Below are 22795 nucleotides of genomic sequence, written 5' to 3'. Positions count from 1 at the left end.
ACCGCGTGCGCGGGTCGCGACACCGAAGCCTCCGACATTCTGCAACCGTCCTATCTCAGGATGGTCGGATATCCGCGCTCCACGCTCACGTGGTAGCCGAGACCGCTGGCCACGATGATCGTGATGCCCAGGGCGATGATCGCCACCACCAGGGCAAAGCACACGGCAGCCGCGGGCTTGCCCAGCCGGTGGTGGGCGCCGTCGGGGCCTTCGCCGTCCGCGTAGGCCAGCGCGCGCATACCGAAGGCGAAGACCGCCGGCACCCCGGCGCCGACCAGGATGCCGGCCAGCAGCACCTGCAGGATGTCCTTACCGAAGAGTTCGAGCATGGTGCTACCTCAATCCCGGGTCGTGGCGGAGTCGACGCTGGCCGCGGGCGCGGGGCTGGTCGCCCCCTCCTGCCATTGGTCGTTGACGTTGTCGGCGTGCACGGGCTTCATGCGGGCGCGCCGCAAGACGTAGCCGGCCGCGAGGAGCAGGAGCGCGAAGATGACGAGGGCGCCGCCCAGCCCGCCGATCGTGTGCCCGACAAGGAACATGAGGCCGCCGACGAGCGCGGCGGTCGGCAGTGTGATGACCCAAGCCACACACATGCGACCGGCGATCCCCCAGCGCACCTGCGCGCCCCTGCGACCGACGCCGGTGCCCAGGATCGAGCCGGTCGCCACGTGCGTGGTCGACAGCGGGAAGCCCAGGTGGCTGGAGGTGAGAATGACCGCTGCGGAGGAGGACTCGGCGGCCATGCCCTGTGGCGGAGCGATCTCGACCAGGCCCTTGCCGAGGGTGCGGATGACGCGCCAGCCGCCGCTATAGGTGCCCAGCGCGATGGCGGCCGCGCACGCGAGTTTCACCCACCACGGGATGCTGCTCGTGTCGCTCCACTCGCCCGCGGCGATGAGCGCGAGGGTGATGACGCCCATCGTCTTCTGGGCGTCGTTCGTGCCGTGAGCCAGCGACACCAGCGAGGCGGTGCCGATCTGGCCCCACCGAAACCCGGAGTCCTTGAATCGCTCGCCGATGCCGGCGGTGATCCGATAGACCAGCCAGGTGCCGCAGGCCGCGACGATCACGGCGATGACCGGCGAGGCCAACGCGGGCAGGATGACTTTGCCGATCACCCCGTCGAGCTGGGTGGCGCTGCCGCCGCCCCAGTTGATGCCGCTCAACCCGAAGGCCGCGATGCCGGAGCCGATGAGGCCGCCGAACAGGGCGTGACTGGAGCTGGAGGGCAGGCCGAGCAGCCACGTCGCAAGGTTCCACAGGATGCCGCCGATGAGGCCGGCGAAGATGACCAGGAGCAGCAGCTCACCGCCGCCGGCCAGCAGGTCCGTGCGGGGGGCGCCGGAGCTGTCCTGCACGTTGATCACGTCATTGGTGACGGTCAGCGCGACCTGCACGGACAGGAAGGCGCCGACGAGGTTGAGCACCGCGGAGAGAATCACGGCGGTCTTGGGCTTGAGGGCACCGGTGGCGATGGACGTGGCCATCGCGTTGGCGGTGTCGTGAAATCCGTTGGTGAAGTCGAAGGCCAGGGCGGTCACGATGACGAGCCCGAGCACGATGAGCGCTGCGTCCACGCAGGCCATCTTGGCCGGGCGGAATGGGTGTCGGCCACCATCGATGGCGGTCGTTCACCTACCCGGGCGAACAGTCGTGCGTGCAGTTCAAGGGCGTTGGGGTGAGCTTCATCGAGTGTTCAACTCACCGGAGCTGACACGTGCCAGTCGCGGGCCCGACTGGAACTGCTGGTTCGCTTCGCTCAGTTCATCGATGCCGGCCGCTGAGCCAGGGTCGCCTGCACATCCTGGCGGGAGCCGTCGCGCACGATGGTCAACTTGACCCCGGCGTTGACGTCCCGCTCCCGCACCTGCGCGACGAGCCCCTCCCAGCTGTCGATCGGCTCGTCGTCGATGGCGACGACGGCATCCCCGTTGCGCAGTCCCGCCTGCTGGGCCGGGCTGCCGGGGGTGATCTGGTCGATGATCGCGGCGGCCCGCTGAGCGTCGCCGTCGCGCACGTAGCCACCGCGGCCGGTGACCCCCAGGTAGGGGTGGCGAACGCTGCCGTTGGTCAGGATCTGGTCGCTGACCGAGCGTGCCTCGTTGACCGGGATGGCGAAGCCGATGCCGATGTTGCCGCCGTCCTGGCTGGTCTGGGCGATCGAAGAGTTGATGCCGACGAGCTGGCCGGAGGCGTTCACTAGGGCGCCGCCGGAGTTGCCGGGGTTGATCGCCGCCGAAGTCTGGATGGCGTTGGTCACGACGAACTCGCCGCCCCCACCCAGCGGGGAGTTACCGGCCGCCTGCTGCGTGGTGACGGGTCGATTGAGGGCGCTGACGATGCCGGTGGTCACCGTGCCGGCCAGCCCCAACGGGTTGCCCACGGCCATTACCGGCGAGCCCACCTTGAGCTGCGTGGCGTCACCCATGGAGATGGGCGTGAGGTCCTTGGGGGCGTCGGTGATGGACAGCACGGCCAGGTCGGTGCTCGGGTCGGTGCCGACGATCGAGGCCTTGTAGGCGCGCTTGTCGGTGAGAGTCACGAGGATGTCGGCGCCGCCGCCGATGCCGGAGGCGACGACGTGGTGGTTGGTGACCACATGGCCCTGGGCATCCAGGATCACGCCCGAGCCTTGCTCGCCACCTTGGCCGCTGCTGTCGGCCACGGTGATCGCGACGACGCTGGGGGCCACCGCGGCGGCCGTGGCAACCCAGTCGGGGGCCGACCCCTCGGCCACACGCACCGGCGGTTCGCTGGCCGGCCAGCGCTGCTCCCCGGAGGCGCTGCCCGCCTGTTGAGCGACCTGCTGACTGTTGGCGGGGCTCAGCAAGTAGGCGCCAACGGCGCCGCCGAGCACCAACAGTGCGGCCAGACTGGCGACGAGCATCGTGGAGGTGGCGGGGCGACGGCGCCGCCGTGCAGGGCCACCGCCGGGCCCGTAGCCAGTTGGGCCGTGGCTACCGGAACCCCCCGGATAAGCGCCGACCGAGGCCTGCGTGCCCGCCCCGCCGGCCGCGGGTTGCGATCCGCCGACCGAGTCGGCCGGCGCGCCCTGCCGCGACCACTGCGAAGGGTCGTCGGGGGTGCCGAAACCGGCGTAGCCCGAGCGCACCCCGTGGTGTGCCGAGGCGTCGCTGCCGCCGTGCCACAGCGGGCCGGTCGGGGGCGTCGGCTCGGTGGTCGGCTCGGGTCGCTCGCCACGCCCGGCCCAGTCGTCGGAGCCCGACTCGGGGCGATTCTCACTCATCGCTGATCCCTCCCGGCCCGGCGGGGCCTGGTGGTCTTGGTGGCGTGGGCGCTGCGCTGCCTAGCCCAGTTCATCACGGTCGCGTCGGTCATAGCTCGATCCCCGCTGGGGGTGTGCTGGGTGCTGGGGCAGCCGGCGCGGAGCGGGGCAGGTCGACCACGAACGTGGCGCCGCCGCCGGGGGTCGGGGCGACGCCGACCCGGCCGCCGTGCGCCTCGACGATGGCGGCGACGATGGCCAGGCCGAGGCCGTGGCCGCCCTGTTGCTGCCGTCCGCGGGCGGGGTCCTTACGGAAGAACCGCTCGAAGACCCGGGGGGCGTCCTGCGTCGGGATGCCCTTGCCGTGGTCGCGCACCTCGATGCGCACGCGCTCGCCAGCCGACCCGACGGCCACCTCGACCGGGCTGCCGGAGGGTGTGTGGGTCAGCGCGTTGGCCAGGAGGTTGGTGACGACCTGCCGCAGCCTGGCCTCGTCGCCGCGCATGACGGCCGGCGCCAGGCCGGTCTTGTCGAGGCCGACGAGGCGGATGGTGCGGTCGGCCTGGCGAGCGCGCGCGTCTTGCACGGCGTCGCCGGCGAGCACCGTGAGGTCGACGCTGGCCAGTTGCATCGGGCGGCGGTTGTCCAGCCGCGCGAGCGTCAGCAGGTCTTCCACGAGCCCGGACATGCGGGTGGCCTCGTCCTCGATCCGCCGCATGGCGCCGGCGGTGGCCTCGGGCGAGGCGGCGGCACCCTGGCGGTACAGCTCGGCGTAGCCGCGGACGGTGGCCAGCGGGGTGCGCAGCTCGTGCGAGGCGTCGGTGACGAACTGGCGCATGCGCGCCTCCGAGGCGGCGCGCATGTGGAACGACGACTCGACCTGGGCGAGCATCGCGTTCAGCGAGCGGGCCAGGCTGGCGACCTCGTCGTTGGCGGCCCGCTGCGGCACGCGGCGGGTCAGGTCTCCGGCGGCGATGGCCGAGGCGGTGTCCTCGATGGCGCGCAGCGGCCGGAACGCCCGCCGGAAGCCGAGCCACCCGATGAGCACGCTGGCGCCGGTGACGCACAGACCGAGCACGGTGGACAGCAGCATCATGCGGCTCACCGTCTGATCGATGCCCGCCAACGAGGTGGCCACGACGTACGTGCCGACCTGCATCCCGGTATTGCGCTCGGTCACCACCCCGGCCTTGGCCAGCCACATCGGCCCGCCGGACTGACTCGAGGGCAGTTGGAAGACCTCGCTGTCGGTGGCGCGCGAATCGGTCAGCGCGATGACCGGCACCTTGGGCTGGAACCGCCCGTCGGAGGGGCCCACCGAATACTGCAGGCCGGAGGTGGGGTCGTAGAAGACGATCGCGTAGGTGCTCGGCGTCGTGTTGCTGTTGCTGTTCGACCCCAGGGAGCGGCTGGCGACCGGGCCGGAGGCGACCTGGAGTTCTTGCGCGGTGCGGTCCATGAGGTAGCGCCGCATCAGCGCGCTGGTGGTGAGGTTGCTCATCGTCAGCGCGGTGATCATGAGCACGAGCAGCACGGCGACGAGTCGCCAGGTCAGCGTCCGCTTGCGCAGCGGCGTGGCGATCCGGTCGCCCAGGCGGCGGCGAACCTTCGGTGCCGAAGGTGGGTCTGTGCTTTCCCCGCTGGGGTCCGCGTTGTCCGCGTTGCCCGCGCCGGTGGCCGCCGACGGTTCTTGCTCGTCCGCGGTGACGCCCGGCGTGCCGGACTGAGTCATACCGTTTCGGGAGGCAGCCGCAGCACGTAGCCGACGCCGCGCCGGGTGTGGATCAGCGGCGGGTCGTCGACGTCGACCTTGCGGCGCAGGTACGAGATGTAGGACTCGACGATGCCGGCCTCGCCGCGGAAGTCGTAGTCCCAGACGTGGTCGAGGATCTGCGTCTTGCTCAGCACCCGGTTGGGGTTGAGCAGCAGGTAACGCAGCAGCTTGAACTCGGTGGGGGAGACGTCGATGACGCGCCTGCCGCGGCGCACCTCGTGGCTGTCCTCGTTGAGCTCGAGGTCGTGGAAGCGCAGGATGGCGTCTTCGGTGATGTCGCCGCGGGTGCGGCGCAGGACCGCCCGGATGCGGGCGATCACCTCTTCGAGGCTGAACGGCTTGGTGACGTAGTCGTCGCCGCCGACGGTCAGGCCCTTGACCTTGTCGTCGACCGAGTCGCGAGCGGTGACGAACACGATCGGCATGAGTCGGCCGTTCTCCCGCAGCCGGCGCGTCACGGCGAAGCCGTCGATGTCGGGCAGCATCACGTCGAGCACTACGAGATCGGGCTGTTCGCGCTCGGCGACCTCGATGGCGGCCGCGCCGTCGGCGGCCGTGTGCACCTCGAACCCGGCGAACCGCAGAGAGGTCGCAAGGAGTTCGCGGATGTTGGGTTCGTCCTCGACGACGAGGAGGCGTGCCTCGGGCTGGGACTGGCTACTCACCTGACCAGTTTGCCGTTTTGTCCTGAGCGTTTGCTGGACGACACGGGATGCGGTGGGGTTGATTTCGGGCGTTCGGGGGCCCGGCGCAGGGCAGCCCTAGTCCGTGCGCACGGCGATCTCGGCGCCGAGGGTGAACGGGGCGGTCAGGCGCAGGCGGTCGCCGGACCAGAAGGCACCGGGATCGTAGGCGATGCTCGGCAGGTCGTCCTCCAGCAGCCCCATCGCCTGATAGGTGACCGCGACGACCTCCGCGCAGTAGGCGGCGGTCGGCGTCATGACCGCAGGCGGTGGGGCGGTGGCGCGGCCCCGGCTCAGTGATTGCGCCCACTGCTGCCGCAGGCGCGCCACACTCTGGCGGGGCTGCGCGAAACGACCCGCGCGGCCGCGTAGCCAGCGGCCGGCGAGGGCGGCGGTACCGGGAAAAGGGGTGCCATCCCAGCGCGCGATGGTGCGCAGCACGGCATCCTCCATGTCGCGGGTGACCTCCGGGCTCAACTGACGGAACCAGCCGTGCTGGCCGTAGCGGCCGGTCCACTGCGTCACGGCCTCCCGCAGGTCGTGCAACTGCACCCCGCGTTGATGTTGACCGGTCCAGACGTCCCGCAGCCCCTTGCCGAGTTCGGCGTGCCAGAGCAGTGGAGGCAGATCGTCGAGGGCCACGGCCATCGCGACGTGGTTGACCGGGGCGTTGGTGACGGCCCGGATCGTGCGGTCGACGCGCGAGTCGCCGCGGAAGATCCAGAGGTCGCCGGTGCGTGCGAGGTCGATCGCCTCGTCCAGACCGACCGTCGTGCCGGGATCGCCGGGGTGGCGCCGGCGGCGGGATACGCGCACGTCGAGAGAGTACCGGGACCCGACCGGGCGCCGTAGGGTTCGGGCAGCGCACCGCGTGGCGTACCCGAGTCGCGGCTTCCCGAGACGCGGCGTACCCGAGATGAGGAGAGCCGATGAAGGTCAACCCGTGGCGGACCGCCGTAGTGCGGGCGGTCGGGCTGGCGGGCGTCGCCGGACTCGTCGCCGGCGGGGTCGTCATCGCCCGCAACGAGCGGCGCCGCCGAGCCATGACCCCCGACGAGATCCACGAGCGGCTTCGGCAGCGCTACGCGCAGGCCCAGCAGCGCGCCCCGCAGTGACCGGAGTGACCCGAGTGAGGTGAGGCGACGCGACAATCCGTCGTCCACAGGCCCCCTGCAGCCCAGAGGCCGAAGGCGAGGTTGTCCCCAGGCGCCGAGGTGAGCCGAGCAGAGCAACCGACCCCCGCCCTACGGTCGGGCCCATGTACGACGTCACCTACCGATCGACTCCTGGCTCAGCCCACGACGGTGCTCTCGAATCAGACGCGGATCTTGCCTCAGGCGCGGGCGACTATCCGCCGTGGGACGTGCCGCCGGCGGACGCCCTGGTCTGGCAGGCCCGGGCCGAGCTCGCCGAGCAGGCCTGGATCGGCGCCGGCGACGAGTCGGCTGCGGTCGCCGTGCTGCTGCAGCTGGCCGATCGTCACGGCAGCGGCGACCTGTTCACCTGGGGCCCGCAGCTGGTGCGGGCCGTGCTCGATCCCGCAGAACACGAGCATCGGAGTCGCCCGCGGGAGGGCCGCGAGCTGCTCGCGGGGGTGTTGCGGCGGGTCATCGTGTACGGCCACCAGCGCCGCAATGTCGACCCCGAGTGGCACGCGCTGACCTTGGCGGCGTTCGACCGGGCGCGGACCGGCTTCCTGCGTGACGCCCCGACCGCGAGCCAGCTGGTGCGCGACGCTCGGGTGGCGCAGATCGCCGCGCTCGTGGGCGGGCGTACCCAGCTGGCGGCCTTGACGGCCGATCCGCGGGCCACCGAGCCGCTGCCGGACGAAGCGCTCGACCTCGACCGCTGTCCGCCGGACGTTCACGAGCGGCTGCGCCACATCGACGCCCTCCTCGCGTCCGCACTGGCGGGCCTGACGACCGGCGACGCGGGCGAGCTGCGGACGATCACCCGGCGGATCCTGGCTCGCGCCGGGCGGCGCGCGCCGGAGTTGTTCCGGCGGCGCTCCCGTGACGAACGCATCGCGGCGGGCATTGCCATCGTCGCCGTCGAGGGCAACGACCACGGGCCGTGCCGCGGCTGGGCTCGCGCCGACATCGCGGCACGCCTCGACGAGGACACCAGCGCCCACCTGCGGGGCCTGGACGTGCTGCGGGCGGCCGGCATCGCGCGCGTCGCCGTCCCGCTGGACTTGCCGACGGGCAGCGAGTGCGCCTGGCTGGGCTACGGCGACGTGCTGGCCGATCCCGCTCTGCAGACGTCGCTGACGCGACGGCTCGTGCTGGCGACTCACGAGGCCCTGCTCGCCGAGACCGCGGACGCCGTTCTGCTACCGCCGCGACGCAGCGCATAAGGCGTCGCGGTCGGCACGGTGGATTGTCCACAGGCCCTGATTCTTGATGCTGAATTCGGACAGGGCTGTGGATGGTCGACAACGCGGATATGCGGATCCGTTCTAGGGTCCCCAGCAGCGGTGAACCTCTCCGCATCCCTCCCGCATAGCCGCCTGCCTCTTACTGGAGAACCCCATGCGCTCCTTTCGACTCCTCGCCGGTGTTGTCGCCTTCGGCGTGCTTGCCGCGTGCTCGGTGCCGACCACCGCTTTTGTCGAGCGTCAGCAAGACTCCGCGCCGACGTCACCGGGAGCCGATAATGCGACGTCGCCTTCCGCGGGCCCCTACCGGCTGACTCCCGGCGGTAATGAAGGTCAGGCCGCACAGGCGGATTTGCAGGCACCGGCAGGGCCGTTCGGCGCGGACTTCGACGCCAATGCGGCGGCAGCGGCGGCTAAGAAGGGCGGCGGAGCGGATGCCGAATCCTGGGCGCACTCAATCGTCGCTGCGGTGCACGGCGACTATCGCGCCGACGTTGCGGCGTTGCTGAACTTCACGGCGAACATCGACAGCGGCCGGGAGGCATCCGTGCCGAAGGGCACGACGGGAGCCGCGGCCGCGCCGCAAGGCAAGCGACATGTTGCCATCCTGCTGGACGCCAGCGGCAGCATGAAGCAGGCTGCGACGCCCGGTTCGCCCGGCACGCGCATGGACGAGGCACGGGCAGCCATCGCCGAGTTTGCCCAGGTCCTGCCCGCCGACGCGGGCGCCTCGCTGCGGGTGCACGGCGACCAGGGCAGCAACTCCGACGCCGACAAGGCGACCTCGTGCGCCTCGACGAGAGTTGTGTACCAAGGGAATCCGGTGGGCCTCGCGGCTGCTGCTCGGGGGGTGAAGCCGGTCGGATGGACGCCCCTGGCGGCCGGTGTCGCGGCCATCGCGCAGGACATTCCCGGCGACGCGGCAAGCGCGGTCGTCTACGTCGTCAGTGACGGTATCGAGACGTGCGGCGGAGACCCGGTGGCCGCCGCGAAGAAGCTCACCGAAGTGGGGTCGGGCACTGTCGTCAATGTCATCGGCTTTCAGGTGGGTGCCGATGCGCGCGGGCAATTGCGCGCCATGGCGACCGCCGGTGGCGGAGAGTACGTCGACGCCCAAAGCCCGGAGGACCTGAAGCGCTACTGGACCGAGGAAGCGGGGGTGCTGGATTGGATTCGCTGGGAGGGCTACACGAATCTCGCCCTGCGCGACCAAATGTTGGCGGAAAGGGCCCGGTTGAACAGTCAGAGCGATGAATTCGAGGCGAAGCTCAGGAGCGAAGGGCAGCGAGGCGAGGAGGTGCTGAAACTCCTCGTTGCGGACGGCTCCATGGATGAAGGTCTACGCTTCGCGATATCCGACCTTCTTGAAAAGCGAAAAGTCGCCCTGATCGAGTGGGTCACCTCGACGCGAAGCTCGAAGTCGGCAGAGCTGGAGGCGCAACTGAGTACCGAGCTGAAGTGGGTCGAAGAACGCGGCGATGCCCAACGCAAGAAGCGGGACTCCAGCTGATGGAGCGTCCTCGTGGTGCAGATCACCTTGCGCGGCTGGGGGCGCTATGCGGTCGTGATGCCAGGTCACAACACGGTGACGATCGGGGGTGTTTTCCTCAAAGGGGGTCGTGCAAGGACTGCGGGATTGCCATAACGTGCCTGGCATCGAGCCGCGACCCTGGCGGCTCCGAACACAGGAGTTCGAGTGAGGACACCCCGCCGCACCGTCACTGTCGCCCTGGCCGTCGCCGGCCTGACCCTGAGTGGACTGTCGGGCCTGCCCGGCGCCGTCGCCGCTCCGGTCGAGACTCCCGTTGTGGTCTCGGCGAATCCGGACCGCCAGGGACCGCCCGATCGCGACCTCAAGAGGTCGGAGAAGCTGCGCAAGAACGTCACGGTCAACGCGGTGATGGCCCACCTGCGGCAGTTCGAGAGCATCGCGAAGGCCAACGACGGTCACCGCGCGGCCGGCACCTCCGGTTACGAGGCGTCGGCGCAGTACGTCGAAAAGGTGCTCAAGGCCGCTGGCTACAAGACCAGCCGCCAGCCGTTCGAGTTCCATTTCGAGCAGATCAAGGCCGCGAGCCTGGAGCAGACCGCCCCGGCGCAGCGGACCATCGAGCACGTCCCCATGTCCTACAGCCCCGGCACCCCGGCGGCCGGAGTCACCGCAGAGCTCGTCGCGCCCACCGCCGTCACCGGGTGCAACGCCGCCGAGTGGGGGGCCGTCAACGCGACCGGCAAGATCGCGCTCGTTGCGCGCGGCGTCTGCCCGTTCGGCGACAAGTCCAAGGCCGCCAAGGCAGCCGGGGCGTCGGCCGTCATCGTCTACAACAACGCCGCCGGCCCGCTCAACGGCACGTTCGGCGGGGTGTTGACCGACGTCGTGCCGGCCACGGGCGTCACGCAGGAGGTCGGTCAGTCGCTGCTGTCCGCCATGGCCGCCAGCCCGGTGACGGTCAAGTTCGTGCTCGACAAGACGATGGAGCAGCGCACCACGTTCAACGTCATCGCCGAGACGCCCTGGGGCGACCCGAACAACGTGGTCATGGCCGGCGCGCACCTCGACTCGGTCGACGAGGGTGCGGGCATCAACGACAACGGCTCCGGCTCTGCCGCGATCCTTGAGGTCGCCGTCCAGCTGAACAAGCAGAGCAACATCCAGGGCAAGCTGCCGAACAAGGTGCGCTTCGCGTGGTGGGGCGCCGAGGAGCTCGGCCTGCTCGGGTCCGACCACTTCGTGGCGGACCTGGTCGCCAACAACCCGGAGGGTCTGAAGAAGATCGCGACCTACCTCAACTTCGACATGGTCGGCTCGCCGAACCACATCATCGGGGTCTACGACGCCGACCAGTCCACGTACCAGGCTCCGGTCACGGTGCCGGAGGGGTCGGTGGCTACGGAGAAGGTGTTCACCGACTACTTCGACGGCATCAAGCAGCCGTGGGTCGACACCGAGTTCTCCGGCCGCAGCGACTACCAGGCGTTCATCACCAACGGGGTGCCGGCCTCCGGGCTGTTCACCGGCGCGGACGGGCGCAAGACCGAGCGGGAGAAGGAGCTCTTCGGCGGCACCGTCGGCGAGCTCTACGACCCGAATTACCACACCCCCAAGGACGACCTGAACAACATCAACAAGGACGCCCTGGAGATCAACTCCAAGGCCATCGCGCACGCCGTGCTGACCCTGGCCACGAGCACCAAGGCGGTCAACGGCAAGAACTGACACTGCGTGCTCGAGGGCGCGGACGCCGAGTAGCACCAGGCGGGGGCGGGACCGAACGTCGGTCCCGCCCCCGCGGTAGTGGTGGCTGGCACCTATTGACCCTCGCGCGCATGCGCAGGACGGTCTAGGGACGCGCATCTATGTGGGAGGTTCACCGGTGAACTCAGTCGTCCTGGCGGTGGTCGGCGTCGCGATCATGACGCTCGGCTACCTCTTCTATTCGCGGTACCTGGCGCAGCGGGTCTACCGGCTGGATCCGGACTACAAGACTCCCGCACACACCCGCACCGACGGGGTCGACTTCGTGCCGACGAACAAGTTCGTGCTCTGGGGCCACCACTTCACGTCTGTCGCCGGCGCGGCGCCCATCGTCGGGCCCGCCATCGCGGTGATCTGGGGCTGGTTGCCGGCGTTCATCTGGGTCACCGTCGGCACGGTCTTCTTCGCCGGCATGCACGACCTGGGCGCCCTCTGGGCCTCGGCCCGCAACAAAGGGCAGTCGATGGGCACGCTCTCCGGGCGTTACATCGGGGCCCGCGGCAGCCGCCTGTTCCTCGTCGTCATCTTCTTCTTGCTGCTCATGGTCAACGCGGCCTTCGCGGTCGTCATCTCCAACCTGCTGGTTTCCACGCCCACCGCGGTGATCCCCACGTGGGGCGCGATCCTCGTGGCCCTCGTCGTCGGCCAGGCGATCTACCGCTGGAAGATGCCGCTGTGGCTCGTCTCGGTCGTTGGCGTCGTCTGCCTGTACGCGCTGATCCTCATCGGCGACTCCAACCCGATCGTGCTGCCGGAGACGATGTTCGGCCTGAGCGCCAACGCCGTGTGGATCCTCGTGCTGTTCATCTACGCCGGCATCGCCTCGATGCTGCCGGTGTGGATGCTGCTGCAGCCGCGTGACTACATCAACGGCCTGCAGCTGTTCATCGGTCTGGGCATCCTCTACGGCTCGGTGCTCATCGCCGCCCCCGCCCTGGTCGCCCCGGCCTGGAACGCCGACGTGCCGGCCGGCACACCGGGCATCGTGCCGCTGCTGTTCGTCACCATCGCGTGCGGGGCGTTGTCCGGCTTCCACGGCATGGTCGCCTCCGGCACCAGCTCCAAGCAGCTGGACAAGGAGACGGACGCCCGCTTCGTCGGTTACTTCGGCGCCGTCGGTGAGGGGCTGCTCGCGCTCGGCGCGATCATCGCGACCACCGCGGGCTTCCAGAGCCTGACCCAGTGGCGCGAGATCTACCACTCGTTCAACCAGGGTGGCGTCACCGCGTTCGTCGAGGGCGGCAGCAACATCATGAACGCCGGCCTGGGCCTGCCGCCGTCGCTGAGCGCGACCGTGCTGGCCACGATGGCCGTGCTCTTCGCCGCCACGACCATGGACACCGGCGTGCGGCTGCAGCGGTTCGTCGTGCAAGAGGCCGGCGAGCTGCTCGGGATGAAGCTGAGCCACGTTCCGGCGACGTTCGTCGTGCTGATCTTCGGCCTGGGCCTGGCCTTCAGCGCTGGCGCCGACGGCTCGGGCGGCATGGTCATCTGGCCGCTGTTCGGCACCACCAACCAGTTGCTCGCCGCGCTGACCCTGTCGGTCATCGCCGTCATGCTGCTGCGCCGCGGCCGCACGATCATCCCAATCGTCATTCCGCTGGTGTTCGTCGGCGTCATGTCGCTGTACGCCCTCGTCGTGCAGCTCGGCACGTTCTACAACGCCGGCGACTGGCTGCTGTTGGTGCTCGACGTCATCATCCTCGTCGCGGCCCTCTGGGTGCTCTTCGAGGCCGGGGTCGCGATGGCGAAGGCGCGGCGTGAGGGGCCGAGCCCCGACGACGATGACGACGTCGTCGCCGAATCCACCTCGAGCTCCCAGCACTCGCAACACCGCGAATGAGCCTGCGGCAACGCCTCGCGCACGCCGGGGAACTGCTCGGTGAGTTCTACACCGGTCCCTACCGGCGCACGCTGGCCCGCGCCCGCCGCGACGAGGACGACCTGGTGCGGGTGCTCGTGCTCGGCCAGGCCCTCGGCGTGCCGGACCCGGCGCAGTTCTACACCCTCGAACTGGTGCCGCTCATGTACGAAGAACTCGGCGACTGGCAGGAGCGGCTGGCCCAGCCCACCAGTCCGTTCGATCACACGAGGTGCTGCTGTTGAGTGCGGCTGGGTGGAGTTCGTCGGACGGGCCGGGCGCCGAGGGGATCGGCGCCCGGCCCGCGGCCGTGCCCCGAGTCGTGTTCGTCGGCGGCAAGGGTGGGGTCGGCAAGACCTCGACGGCCGCCGCCCTTGCGTGGCTGCTCGCCGCGGCGGGACGGCGCGTGCTGCTCGTCTCCACCGATCCCGCGCACAGCCTCGGGCACCTGTTCGGCCGTGCGATCGGAGACGCGCCCGTCGACATCCCCATGCCTGCGGTGGCGACCGCGGAGAGCGTGGCGACGGCCGAGGGCGCGGCCTCGGAGTCGGCTGCGCAACCGACGCTGCGGGCCGCCGACGGTTCGCCGACGCCCGGTGACATCGGGCGGGGACGCCTGCAGGTGCTGGAGATCGATCCTCGGGCCAGCGCGCAGGCGCACGTGCAAGGTGTCGCCGCGTTGACGCGCGACCTCGTGGCGCCGGAGCTGCGGGAGGCGGTGGACCGCCACCTCGCGCTCTCCGCGCAGGCCCCCGGTGCGCTGGAGGCCGCGACACTGGAACGGTTGGCCCGTCTTCTCGTCGATGAGGAGGTGCGGGCGCAGCGGCAGGCCGGACCGCCGCGACGCCGCTGTTGGCAGCGCTCCAGGCCCGTCGACACCACCTCCTTCGAGGCGTCGGCCGGCGGCGCGAACGCTCCCCTGGGCGCCTGGGATCACATCGTCGTCGACACCGCACCGACCGGGCACACCGCGCAACTGCTCGCCGCCCCGGAGGCGATCGGGGCCTGGCTCGACGCGCTGGCCCGCCGACGCGCCAGGGCCCGCCGCCATCAGGAAGCGCAGGACGCCCTCGGCGGGATCGTGCGCACCCGCGCCGCCGGCTCCGAGCCCGACGACGCGACACAGGGGAGCGCGGACGACCTGCGGCAGGAGCGGATCGCGGCGATCCTGGCCGACCGGCAGCGGGTGCTGCACGCTCTCGGTCACGTGCTGCGCGACCCGGCCCGCTGCGCGTTTCTCGTGGTGACGACCCCCGAGCGGCTGCCCGTGCTGGAGTCGGTGGAGCTGCTCGACGAGCTGCGTCGCCTCGGCGTGGGGCTCGCGGGCATCGTCGTCAACCGGGTGCGCAGCGAACCGGAGGCGACGGCCGCCGTCGAGCCGCTGGCCAACCGGCACCCGGGCCGTGAGCTGCTGTTCGTGCCGGAGCAGCCGCACCCGCCGGTCGGCACCGACGCCATCGCGCGCCTCGCGGCCGATCTGGCGCCGGTGCTGCCCTGGGACCTCGGCTGACCTGCCACCCGCGGCGCGCCAGGCGGCGCGGGCAACATGTTGCCCGTTGCACCGAGCGTCGTCGGTTGGGCGGCGGGCCCCACTGGGCGGGCGGCGGGGTGCTAGGCAGGGCGCGCAGCATGTTGCCCGTTGCACCGAGCGTCGTCGGTTGGGCGGCGGGCCCCACTGGGCGGGCGGCAGGGTGCTAGGCAGGGCGCGCAACATGCTGCCCGCTGTGCCTAGCACCGCCGGCCCGTCGGCGGGGGGGAGCGGCGCCTAGCTCGGCTGGGGCAGGTCCTCGGCGTCGACGATGCGGTAGGCGTACCCCTGCTCGGCCAGGAAGCGCTGGCGGTGGGCGGCGAAGTCGGCGTCGACGGTGTCGCGCGTGACGACGGTGTAGAAGTGCGCGGTGCCGGCGTCGCGCTTGGGCCGCAGCACCCGCCCGAGCCGCTGCGCCTCCTCCTGGCGGGAGCCGAAGGTGCCGCTGACCTGCACGGCGACACTCGCCTCCGGTAGGTCGATGGAGAAGTTGGCGACCTTGGAGACGACGAGCAGGCCGATCTCGCCGGTCCGGAACGCGGTGAACAGCTTCTGCCGCTGCGCCACGCTCGTCTCGCCGGTGATCAGGGGCGCGTCGAGCTCATCGGCCAGGATCTGCAGCTGGTCGAGGTATTGGCCGATGACCAGCACCTGCGCGCCCCGGTGCGATTCGACGATCCGGCGCACCACCGCCTCCTTGACGGGGGCGCAGGAGGCGAGCCGGTAGCGGTCCGCGGGATCGGCCGTCGCGTAGGCCATCCGTTCGGCGTCGGGCAGGCTCACGCGGATCTCGACGCAGTCCGCCGGGGCGATATAGCCCTGCGCCTCGATGTCCTTCCACGGGGCGTCGTAGCGCTTGGGGCCGATGAGGCTGAACACGTCGTCCTCGCGGCCGTCCTCGCGCACGAGCGTCGCGGTGAGCCCGAGGCGGCGGCGGGCCTGCAGGTCGGCGGTCATCCGGAAGATCGGGGCGGGCAGCAGGTGCACCTCGTCGTAGACGATGAGCCCCCAGTCGCGGGCGTCGAGCAGGTCCAGGTGCGGATAGACACCCTTGCGTTTGAGCGTGAGCACCTGGTAGGTGGCGATGGTCACCGGGCGGATCTCCTTGCGGGCACCGGAGTACTCGCCGATCTCGTCCTCGGTCAGGCTGGTGCGGGCCAGCAGCTCGTCGCGCCATTGCCGGGCGGCGACCGTGTTGGTTACGAGGATGAGCGTCGTCGTGCTGCTGCGGGCCATGGCACCGGCCCCCACGAGCGTCTTGCCGGCGCCGCACGGCAGCACGACCACCCCGGAGCCGCCGTGCCAGAAGCCCTCGACGGCCTGTTCCTGATAGGGCCGCAGCGCCCAGCCGTCCTCGCGCAGGTCGATCGGGTGCGCCTCACCGTCGACGTACCCGGCGCGGTCTTCCGCGGGCCAGCCGACCTTGAGCAGCTCCTGCTTGAGGTGCCCGCGTTCGCTGGGGTGCACGACCACCGTCAGGTCGTCGACGCGCTCGCCGAGCAGCGGCTTGATCTTCTTGTGCCGCAACACCTCCTCCAGCACCGGGCGGTCGGTGGTGCGCAGCACGAGCCGCTCGCCGTCCTTCTCCAACACGAGCCGCCCGTAGCGATCCATCGTGTCGGCCACGTCCACGAGCAGCGCGTGCGGCACCGGATACCGGCTGTGCGTCACCAGCGCGTCGACGACCTGCTCGGCGTCGTGGCCGGCGGCCCGGGCGTTCCACAACCCCAGCGGGGTGATCCGGTAGGTGTGGATGTGCTCCGGGGCCCGTTCCAGCTCGGCGAAGGGCGCGATCGCGCGCCGGGCCTCTTGAGCTCGCGCGTGGTCTACCTCGAGCAGCACGGTCTTGTCGCTCTGCACGATGAGGGCGGCATCATTCATCCCTCCAGTGTGCAGGGCGGACAAAACGCAAGACCCGGGTGTGCATCGGCGGGCCCGGACGTTCAGACTTGCGTTCATGGCGCAGACCGACACCCGCGCGGCCAGTCCCGCCTCGCCCGCCGAGCTGGCCGAGCCGGACGGCGACCCCACGCCGACGACGTGGCTGCACAGCGAGGCGACGATCGCGCTGCGGCTCATCGTCTTGGGCGTCGCCTTCGTCTTCGCCGCCTGGCTCGTCATGCGGGTCCAACTGGTGGCCGTCGCCGCGTTCGTCGGCTTCGCCCAGGTGGCGCTGCTGTGGCCCATCGTGCGGCCGCTGCGCCGGTTTCTCCCGCGGGTCGTGGCGGCGCTCGTGGTCGTGCTGGTCTATCTGGCCGCCTTCGGCGGGCTGCTGTGGTTCGTCGTCAGCGGGCTGATCAACACCTGGCCCGACCTCGTCGATGCCGTCATCGGCGGCACGACGGCGATGGAGAACGCCGCCCGCGAGGCCGGCTGGCAGATCCCGCCGCAACTGGCCGCCGACCTCACCGCGCAACTACAGGCCCGGGCCGGTCAGATCGCGGGCGGCATCGGGACCGCGACGATGACGACGCTGACCGCGGTCGGCAACCTGACGACCGTCCTGCTCATCTCGCTGTTTCTCACGATCTTCGCCCTGACCAGCGGAGACGACCTGTGGCGACTCATCCTCAGCTCGATCCCGCGGCGGCGCCGCCCGCAGGCCGACGCCTCGTTCCGGCGCGGCCTGCAGACCGCCCGCTGGTGGATGTTCGCCTCGACGGTCACCGGCCTGGTCGACGGCATCTTCATCGGTGCCGGACTCTGGCTGCTGGGGGTGCCGCTGGCCGTGCCGATCGGCGCGCTGACGTTCGTGCTCGGGTACATCCCGATGATCGGTGCGACCCTTGCCGGGGTGCTCGCGATCCTCGTCGCGCTGTTCTTCGGTGGCGTCCAGACCGCGCTGTGGGCCCTGTTGCTCGTGCTCGCCGTGCAGCAGATCGAGGGCAATGTGCTCTCACCGCTGCTGCTGAGCCGGGCCGTCAGCTTCCATCCGGTCATCACCTTGCTGATGTCGACCGCGGGCGGTTTCGCGTTCGGCCTCGTCGGCCTGTTCCTCGCCGTCCCCGTGGCCGGCATCCTCACCGCGTTGGTGGTCACCTGGCGGCGTTACCCCCATCATCACGAGCCGGGTGGCGAGGCGGACCGTGACCCGGAGCCGGACGACGACGTCGAGCACACCGATGCCGATCCGCCAGGCGGGGCCGGCGGGTCGACCGGAGAGGGTGGTCGCCGGGGCGGCGCCGAGGCCGACGACGGCGAGGCGGCCTCAGCGAAGGCCGATCGCTCCGACTCCTCCTGACCAATCCCCGGCGCAGGGCGCCCCTGCCGCGATCGCATCTGATCGGACTCCGGCAGTTCGACGGCGCGTCGAACTAGGCTGGCCCCACCCGACCCACAGGAGTGCCACGATGCGACGCCCCCAGCTTGAGCCGGTGCCCGGACTGCCCAACCGCGTGCGGATCTACGAGGTCGGCGCCCGCGACGGCCTGCAGAACGAGCAACAGGTCGTGCCGGTCGAGGACAAGGCGATGTTCGTGCGGATGCTCGCCGAGACCGGGCTGGAGACGATCGAGGTGACCTCCTTCGTCTCCCCGCAGTGGGTGCCGCAGTTGGCGGATGCGAGCGAACTGCTGGCGATCCTGGGGGAGGAGGGGCTGGGCCGGCACCGCCCGGTGCTCGTGCCGAACGAACGCGGCCTGGATCGGGCGTTGGAGGCCGGGGTCAGCGCGATCGCGATCTTCGGCAGCGCCACCGAGACGTTCGCGCGCAAGAACCTCAACCGCAGCGTCGCGGAGTCGGTGCAGATGTTCGCGCCCGTGGTCTACCGCGCCAAGGAGCAGGATGCGTGGGTCCGCGCGTACCTGTCGATGTGCTTCGGTGACCCGTGGGAGGGCAACGTGCCGATCCCGCAGGTCGTCGACGCGGCCCGCCGCCTCATGGACCTGGGCTGCGACGAGCTCTCGATTGGCGACACGATCGGGGTGGCGACGACCGGGCACACGAAGCGGCTGTTGGAGGCCCTGGTCGAGGCCGGCATCGGCATCGACCGCCTCGCCGTGCACTTCCACGACACCTACGGTCAGGCGCTGGCCAACACCATCGCGGCGCTGCAGTCGGGCGTCACGATCGTCGACTCCTCCGCCGGTGGCCTCGGCGGCTGCCCGTACGCGAAGTCGGCGACCGGCAACCTGGCCACCGAGGACCTGCTGTGGGCCCTCGACGGGCTGGGCGTCGAGACGGGGGTCGACCTCAAGAAGCTCGTGGCCACGAGCGTGTGGATGGCCGGGCAACTCGGCCGTCAGTCGCCGTCGCGGGTCGTCACCGCTCTCGGGGAGAGTGTGTGACCGCCCCGACCCGCGATGACGCGCCGCCGGCGGTGACGGTCCGCGAGGCGCGGATCGAAGACCTCGCCGCGATCGTCGACCTGCTCGCCGACGACCCATTGGGCGCTGGCCGCGAGGGCGGCGACCTGGCCCCGTACGCTGCGGCGTTCGCCCGGATGACGGCCGATCCGGGGCAGACCCAGGCCGTCGCCGAACTCGGCGGACAGGTCGTCGGCACCCTGCAGCTCAGCGTCATCCCGAGCCTGACCCGCCGCGGCACCACCCGCGCCCAGATCGAGGGCGTGCGCACCCTGAGCACCCTGCGCGGGCGCGGCATCGGGGAGGCGCTCTTCGAGTGGGCCCTGCGTCGCTCCCGCGAACGGGGAGCGAGCCTGGTGCAGCTGACCTCCGATGTCACCCGCGGCAACGCCCACCGCTTCTACGAGCACCTGGGGTTCACGCCCTCGCACACCGGCTTCAAACTCGAACTGCCTTGAGCGCTGGGCCCCTGGGCGGCGGCGCGCTACCGGGCGGGCAACCTTGTCGGCGCTCGCGGTTAGGGTGGTCGAAAAGACGAGGCTGAAGGGGGCCGCGAACGATGAACGACCACGCGACCAGGGGCGATGCTCCGACGCAGAACTCGACACCAGGTGCGCACTCGGGCTTGGACACCGCCGGGATGGACCGCGGCGTACGGCCGCAGGACGACCTCTTCGGGTTCGTCAACGGGGCCTGGGTTCGCACGACGCAGATCCCGCAGGACAAGGGCCGGTACGGCACCTTCGATCTGCTGCGCGACGAGGCGCAGGAGCACGTGCGGGCGCTGTTGGAGCAGGCCAGCGCCGAGGTCACCGAGTCCGAGAGCGCCGAGACAGGCGGGGCGGCCGACGAGCGCGAGGCCGAGCTTCGCGCCCTCGTCGGGGCCCTCTACGCCTCGTTCATGGATGTCGACCGGGTCGAAGAGCTGGGCCTGCGACCGGTGCACGACGAGTTGGCCGCCATCGATGCGGCCCCCGACGCGGCGGCGCTGTGGGCAGTGCTCGGAAAGGCGATGCGCGAGGGCGTCGCCAGCCCGGCCGTCGCCTACGTGCACACCGACAAGCGGGCCTCCGACCAGTACGTGACGTACGTGTACCAGGGTGGCCTGGGCCTGCCCGACGAGGCGTACTACCGCGAGGAGCAGTACGAACAGCTGCGCGCGCAGTACCTCGACCACATCGAGGCGATGTTCACGCTGGCCGGTCGTCCCGATCCCGCCGCCGAGGCCCGCACGGTGTTGGATCTGGAGACCCGCCTGGCGGCCTCCCACTGGGACCGGGTCGCCACCCGCGACGCCGTCAAGACCTACACCAAGCTGACGCGCGCCGAGCTGGAAGAGCTGGCTCCGCACGTGCCGTGGGAGGCGTGGCGCGAGGGCCTCGGGGCGCCGGCCGACGCCTTCGACCCGTGCGTCGTCGGCATGCCCGACTACCTGCGCGCCTTGTCGGCGGCGGTGCGCGACGTGCCGCACGCGGCGTGGCAGTCGTGGGCGCGGTGGCACGTGCTGTCGGCGCGCGCCCCCTACCTGTCGAGCGCCTTCGTCGATGAGGACTTCGACTTCTTCGGGCGCACGCTGAGCGGCACGCCGGAGCAGCGGGAGCGGTGGCGTCGCGCGATCGGGCTCGTCGACGCTCTCGCGGGGGAGGCGACCGGGCGGCTGTACGTCCGGGAGCACTTCAGCCCCGCGGCCAAGGAGCGCATGGAGACCCTGGTCGCCAACCTCGTCGAGGCCTACCGCCGCGACATCAGCGAGCTGGAGTGGATGTCGCCGGCCACGCGCGAGAAGGCACTGGAGAAGCTCGCGAAGTTCACCCCGAAGATCGGCTATCCGGCGGTGTGGCGCGACTACAGCGGTTTGGAGTTCGACGCAGCCGACCTGGTCCGCAACGTGCGCGCCGGCTACGCCTTCGAGGCCGACCGGGACTGGGCCAAGCTCGGCGGCCCCGTCGACCGCGACGAGTGGTTCATGAGCCCGCAGACCGTCAACGCCTACTACAACCCGGGCATGAACGAGATCGTGTTTCCCGCCGCGATCCTGCAGCCGCCGTTCTTCGACGCCGCCGCCGACGACGCGGTGAACTACGGGGCGATCGGTTCGGTCATCGGCCACGAGATCGGCCACGGCTTCGACGACCAGGGCTCGCGGTACGACGGCGACGGCGAACTCGTCGACTGGTGGACCGAGGAAGACCGGGAGCGTTTCGACGAGCTCGCCGGGGCGCTCATCGCCCAGTACGACGGGCTCAGCGGGCGCGACCTGCCCGACGAGCAGGTCAACGGCAAGCTGACCGTCGGTGAGAACATCGGCGACCTCGGTGGTGTGACGATCGCGCATCTGGCGTACCGCATCTCCAAGGACGGGCAGGAGGCGCCGGTGATCGACGACCTCACCGGCGACCAACGGTTCTTCGCCGGCTGGGCTCAAGGCTGGCGCGGCAAGGCCCGGCCCGAGGAGGCCAAGCGGCTGCTGTCGCTCGACCCGCACTCGCCGATGGATCTGCGGGCGAACATCGTGCGCAACCTCACCGAGTTCTACGACGCCTACGACGTGCAGCCCGGCGACGCCCTGTGGCTCGAACCGCAGGATCGCGTGCGGATCTGGTGAGGTCCCGCCGGCGCAGGGTTCCTGGCGCCGGCGGCGTCGGCCCAGCGGCGGAGCCGCGAGGCGGTCTAGCGGCGGGGCTGCCGGTCGGTCTAGCGGCGGGGCCGGTCTAGCGACGCGGCGGGCGGTGGTGTAGCGGCGGGGCGACTCACACGTAGGCCTTCACCAGCCAGCCCGAGCGACTCCCATTGGATTGTGCCGCCCGGTTAGGGGGCATCTCCCAGATGGTGCCGCCCGGCTAGGGCGCATCTCGCAATTGTCATCGCCGGCCGGGTCGTCGGGGCCGTCGGCCAGGGCGGCGCGGCCATGGCGTGCCGGTGGTGAGGCCACCGTTCGCGCGGGCACTCCGGCGCCCATCCCGACCCACCACTGTGGTGAGGTGGCTGAGCCCTGCCCCTCGTGGGGAGATGGCCCTTGCGTCGGGCTGCGTCAGGCGCGGACGGGGCCGCTTTGAATGCACCTGACACTCACCTCATCTTGTGATGTAGATCACTCTGGTTCAGTGGTGGGAAGGCTCGCCAGAATGCCTGCGCCCCAACGGAACTCAAGACCCATTGGGCGAATGTGAAAACCTTTGTTCCGCAATGTGGTTCAGCGATTAGTGGCGTTGCTACTACAAATCCTGTTCGATAGTGTTTCCACATGGAACCCACCGCAGCGGACCTCGTGACCTGGCTCGATGCCGGGTCCGACGCGCTGCTGGAGCACGCCGGGGATCTGACCCGGCTGGGCAGCGACGACCTGGCCGGATTGGCCGCCGGCGCCGCGAAGATCGTGAATGCGGCGAAGGCGTTGCAGGCGGCCGTGGTGATGGAGGCGCGGGAGCGTGGGGTCATCGCGGCCTCGGACAACCCCAAGACCGCTGCATGGGTCGAGCAGTCCTGCCGCGACGCCGGAGTGCCGCTCGCGCCCGCGCAGGCCCGCGCGCTCGACGAGGTCTCCCGGACCTGCTCGACCCCGGACGTCGCCCGACTCAAGGACGCCGTTGTGGCCGGAGAGTGCACGGTCGAGTCGGCGGCGATCATCGCCTCGACGTACCGCCGGCTGTCGCCCAAGGTCGACGTCCGCGGCTGGGACACCGTGCTGGACCAGCTGATCGGCTGGCTCGGTGAGGGCGCGACCCGCAAAGAGATCGCGGAGTTCGAGGACGTGCTGCTCTCTCAGTACGGCACCCAGACGACCCT

At 70.7% G+C, this 22795-nt stretch carries 19 protein-coding genes; 12 read left to right on the top strand and 7 right to left on the bottom strand.

All coding sequences use genetic code 11. The features are described 5' to 3' along the window. Positions 1 to 50: 50 nt before the first annotated feature. The 6 genes from KILIM_RS07945 to KILIM_RS07920 form a co-directional block, all read right to left on the bottom strand. Positions 51 to 329, bottom strand: a complete 279-nt coding sequence (locus KILIM_RS07945; RefSeq protein WP_006592141.1) for a hypothetical protein — start codon at positions 327 to 329, stop codon at positions 51 to 53. 9 nt (positions 330 to 338) lie between these two features. Then, positions 339 to 1586: an inorganic phosphate transporter gene (locus KILIM_RS07940; RefSeq protein ID WP_040562646.1), complete on the bottom strand. Its 1248-nt coding sequence runs from the start codon at positions 1584 to 1586 to the stop codon at positions 339 to 341. A gap of 173 nt (positions 1587 to 1759) precedes the next feature. Next, on the bottom strand, positions 1760 to 3247 hold the full coding sequence (locus KILIM_RS22210; protein WP_006592139.1) for a S1C family serine protease: 1488 nt from the start codon (positions 3245 to 3247) through the stop codon (positions 1760 to 1762). 88 nt (positions 3248 to 3335) lie between these two features. Further along, a complete protein-coding gene (locus KILIM_RS07930; protein ID WP_006592138.1) occupies positions 3336 to 4958 on the bottom strand; it encodes a sensor histidine kinase in 1623 nt (540 codons plus the stop codon). Beyond that, entirely contained in the window at positions 4955 to 5665 is a 711-nt protein-coding gene (locus KILIM_RS07925) for a response regulator transcription factor (protein ID WP_006592137.1), read from the bottom strand. Before KILIM_RS07925 ends, KILIM_RS07930 begins: the two co-directional genes overlap by 4 nt. Before the next feature lie 96 nt (positions 5666 to 5761). After that, complete coding sequence (locus KILIM_RS07920; RefSeq protein WP_006592136.1) at positions 5762 to 6499, bottom strand: hypothetical protein; 738 nt, start codon at positions 6497 to 6499, stop codon at positions 5762 to 5764. Between the two features lie 113 nt (positions 6500 to 6612). On the opposite strand from KILIM_RS07920, the gene KILIM_RS07915 reads away from it, so the two are divergent. The 7 genes from KILIM_RS07915 (at position 6613) to KILIM_RS22200 (ending at position 14687) form a co-directional block, all read left to right on the top strand. Beyond that, entirely contained in the window at positions 6613 to 6798 is a 186-nt protein-coding gene (locus KILIM_RS07915) for a hypothetical protein (protein ID WP_006592135.1), read from the top strand. 143 nt (positions 6799 to 6941) lie between these two features. After that, positions 6942 to 8039, top strand: coding sequence for a hypothetical protein (locus tag KILIM_RS07910; RefSeq protein ID WP_006592134.1), 1098 nt, complete (start codon positions 6942 to 6944; stop codon positions 8037 to 8039). Positions 8040 to 8214: 175 nt separating this feature from the next. Continuing rightward, on the top strand, positions 8215 to 9570 hold the full coding sequence (locus KILIM_RS22205; protein WP_006592133.1) for a vWA domain-containing protein: 1356 nt from the start codon (positions 8215 to 8217) through the stop codon (positions 9568 to 9570). A gap of 186 nt (positions 9571 to 9756) precedes the next feature. After that, the gene (locus tag KILIM_RS07900; RefSeq protein WP_006592132.1) at positions 9757 to 11277 is read left to right on the top strand and encodes a M28 family metallopeptidase; all 1521 of its coding nucleotides are present in this window, start codon (positions 9757 to 9759) and stop codon (positions 11275 to 11277) included. 157 nt (positions 11278 to 11434) lie between these two features. Beyond that, positions 11435 to 13159 carry a carbon starvation CstA family protein gene (locus KILIM_RS07895; RefSeq protein WP_006592131.1) on the top strand — a complete coding sequence of 575 codons (1725 nt, stop codon included), beginning with the start codon at positions 11435 to 11437 and terminating at the stop codon, positions 13157 to 13159. Then, positions 13156 to 13422 (top strand): cory-CC-star protein, encoded by a 267-nt coding sequence (locus KILIM_RS07890; RefSeq protein WP_006592130.1) that lies wholly within the window; start codon positions 13156 to 13158, stop codon positions 13420 to 13422. The genes KILIM_RS07895 and KILIM_RS07890 overlap by 4 nt, the downstream gene beginning before the upstream one ends. Further along, complete coding sequence (locus KILIM_RS22200) at positions 13419 to 14687, top strand: ArsA family ATPase (RefSeq protein WP_006592129.1); 1269 nt, start codon at positions 13419 to 13421, stop codon at positions 14685 to 14687. Before KILIM_RS07890 ends, KILIM_RS22200 begins: the two co-directional genes overlap by 4 nt. 255 nt (positions 14688 to 14942) lie before the next feature. On the opposite strand, the gene KILIM_RS07880 is transcribed toward KILIM_RS22200, so the two are convergent. Beyond that, entirely contained in the window at positions 14943 to 16586 is a 1644-nt protein-coding gene (locus KILIM_RS07880) for a DNA repair helicase XPB (RefSeq protein ID WP_006592128.1), read from the bottom strand. Between the two features lie 76 nt (positions 16587 to 16662). Between KILIM_RS07880 and KILIM_RS07875 the strand changes: the two genes are divergently transcribed. The 5 genes from KILIM_RS07875 to KILIM_RS07855 all read left to right on the top strand — a co-directional run. Beyond that, a complete protein-coding gene (locus KILIM_RS07875) occupies positions 16663 to 17946 on the top strand; it encodes an AI-2E family transporter (protein ID WP_006592127.1) in 1284 nt (427 codons plus the stop codon). Positions 17947 to 18055: 109 nt separating this feature from the next. Continuing rightward, positions 18056 to 18991 carry a hydroxymethylglutaryl-CoA lyase gene (locus KILIM_RS07870; protein WP_006592126.1) on the top strand — a complete coding sequence of 312 codons (936 nt, stop codon included), beginning with the start codon at positions 18056 to 18058 and terminating at the stop codon, positions 18989 to 18991. Then, on the top strand, positions 18988 to 19467 hold the full coding sequence (locus KILIM_RS07865) for a GNAT family N-acetyltransferase (protein WP_006592125.1): 480 nt from the start codon (positions 18988 to 18990) through the stop codon (positions 19465 to 19467). Before KILIM_RS07870 ends, KILIM_RS07865 begins: the two co-directional genes overlap by 4 nt. 101 nt (positions 19468 to 19568) lie before the next feature. Next, positions 19569 to 21614 (top strand): M13 family metallopeptidase, encoded by a 2046-nt coding sequence (locus KILIM_RS07860; protein WP_006592124.1) that lies wholly within the window; start codon positions 19569 to 19571, stop codon positions 21612 to 21614. A gap of 639 nt (positions 21615 to 22253) precedes the next feature. After that, the coding region (locus tag KILIM_RS07855) for a hypothetical protein (RefSeq protein ID WP_006592123.1) at positions 22254 to 22795 on the top strand (542 nt) is incomplete at its 3' end.

The sequence above is a fragment of the Kineosphaera limosa NBRC 100340 genome (assembly GCF_000298215.1).
Classification (GTDB): Bacteria; Actinomycetota; Actinomycetes; order Actinomycetales; family Dermatophilaceae; genus Kineosphaera; species Kineosphaera limosa.
This window is presented reverse-complemented; position numbering and strand designations above follow the sequence as displayed.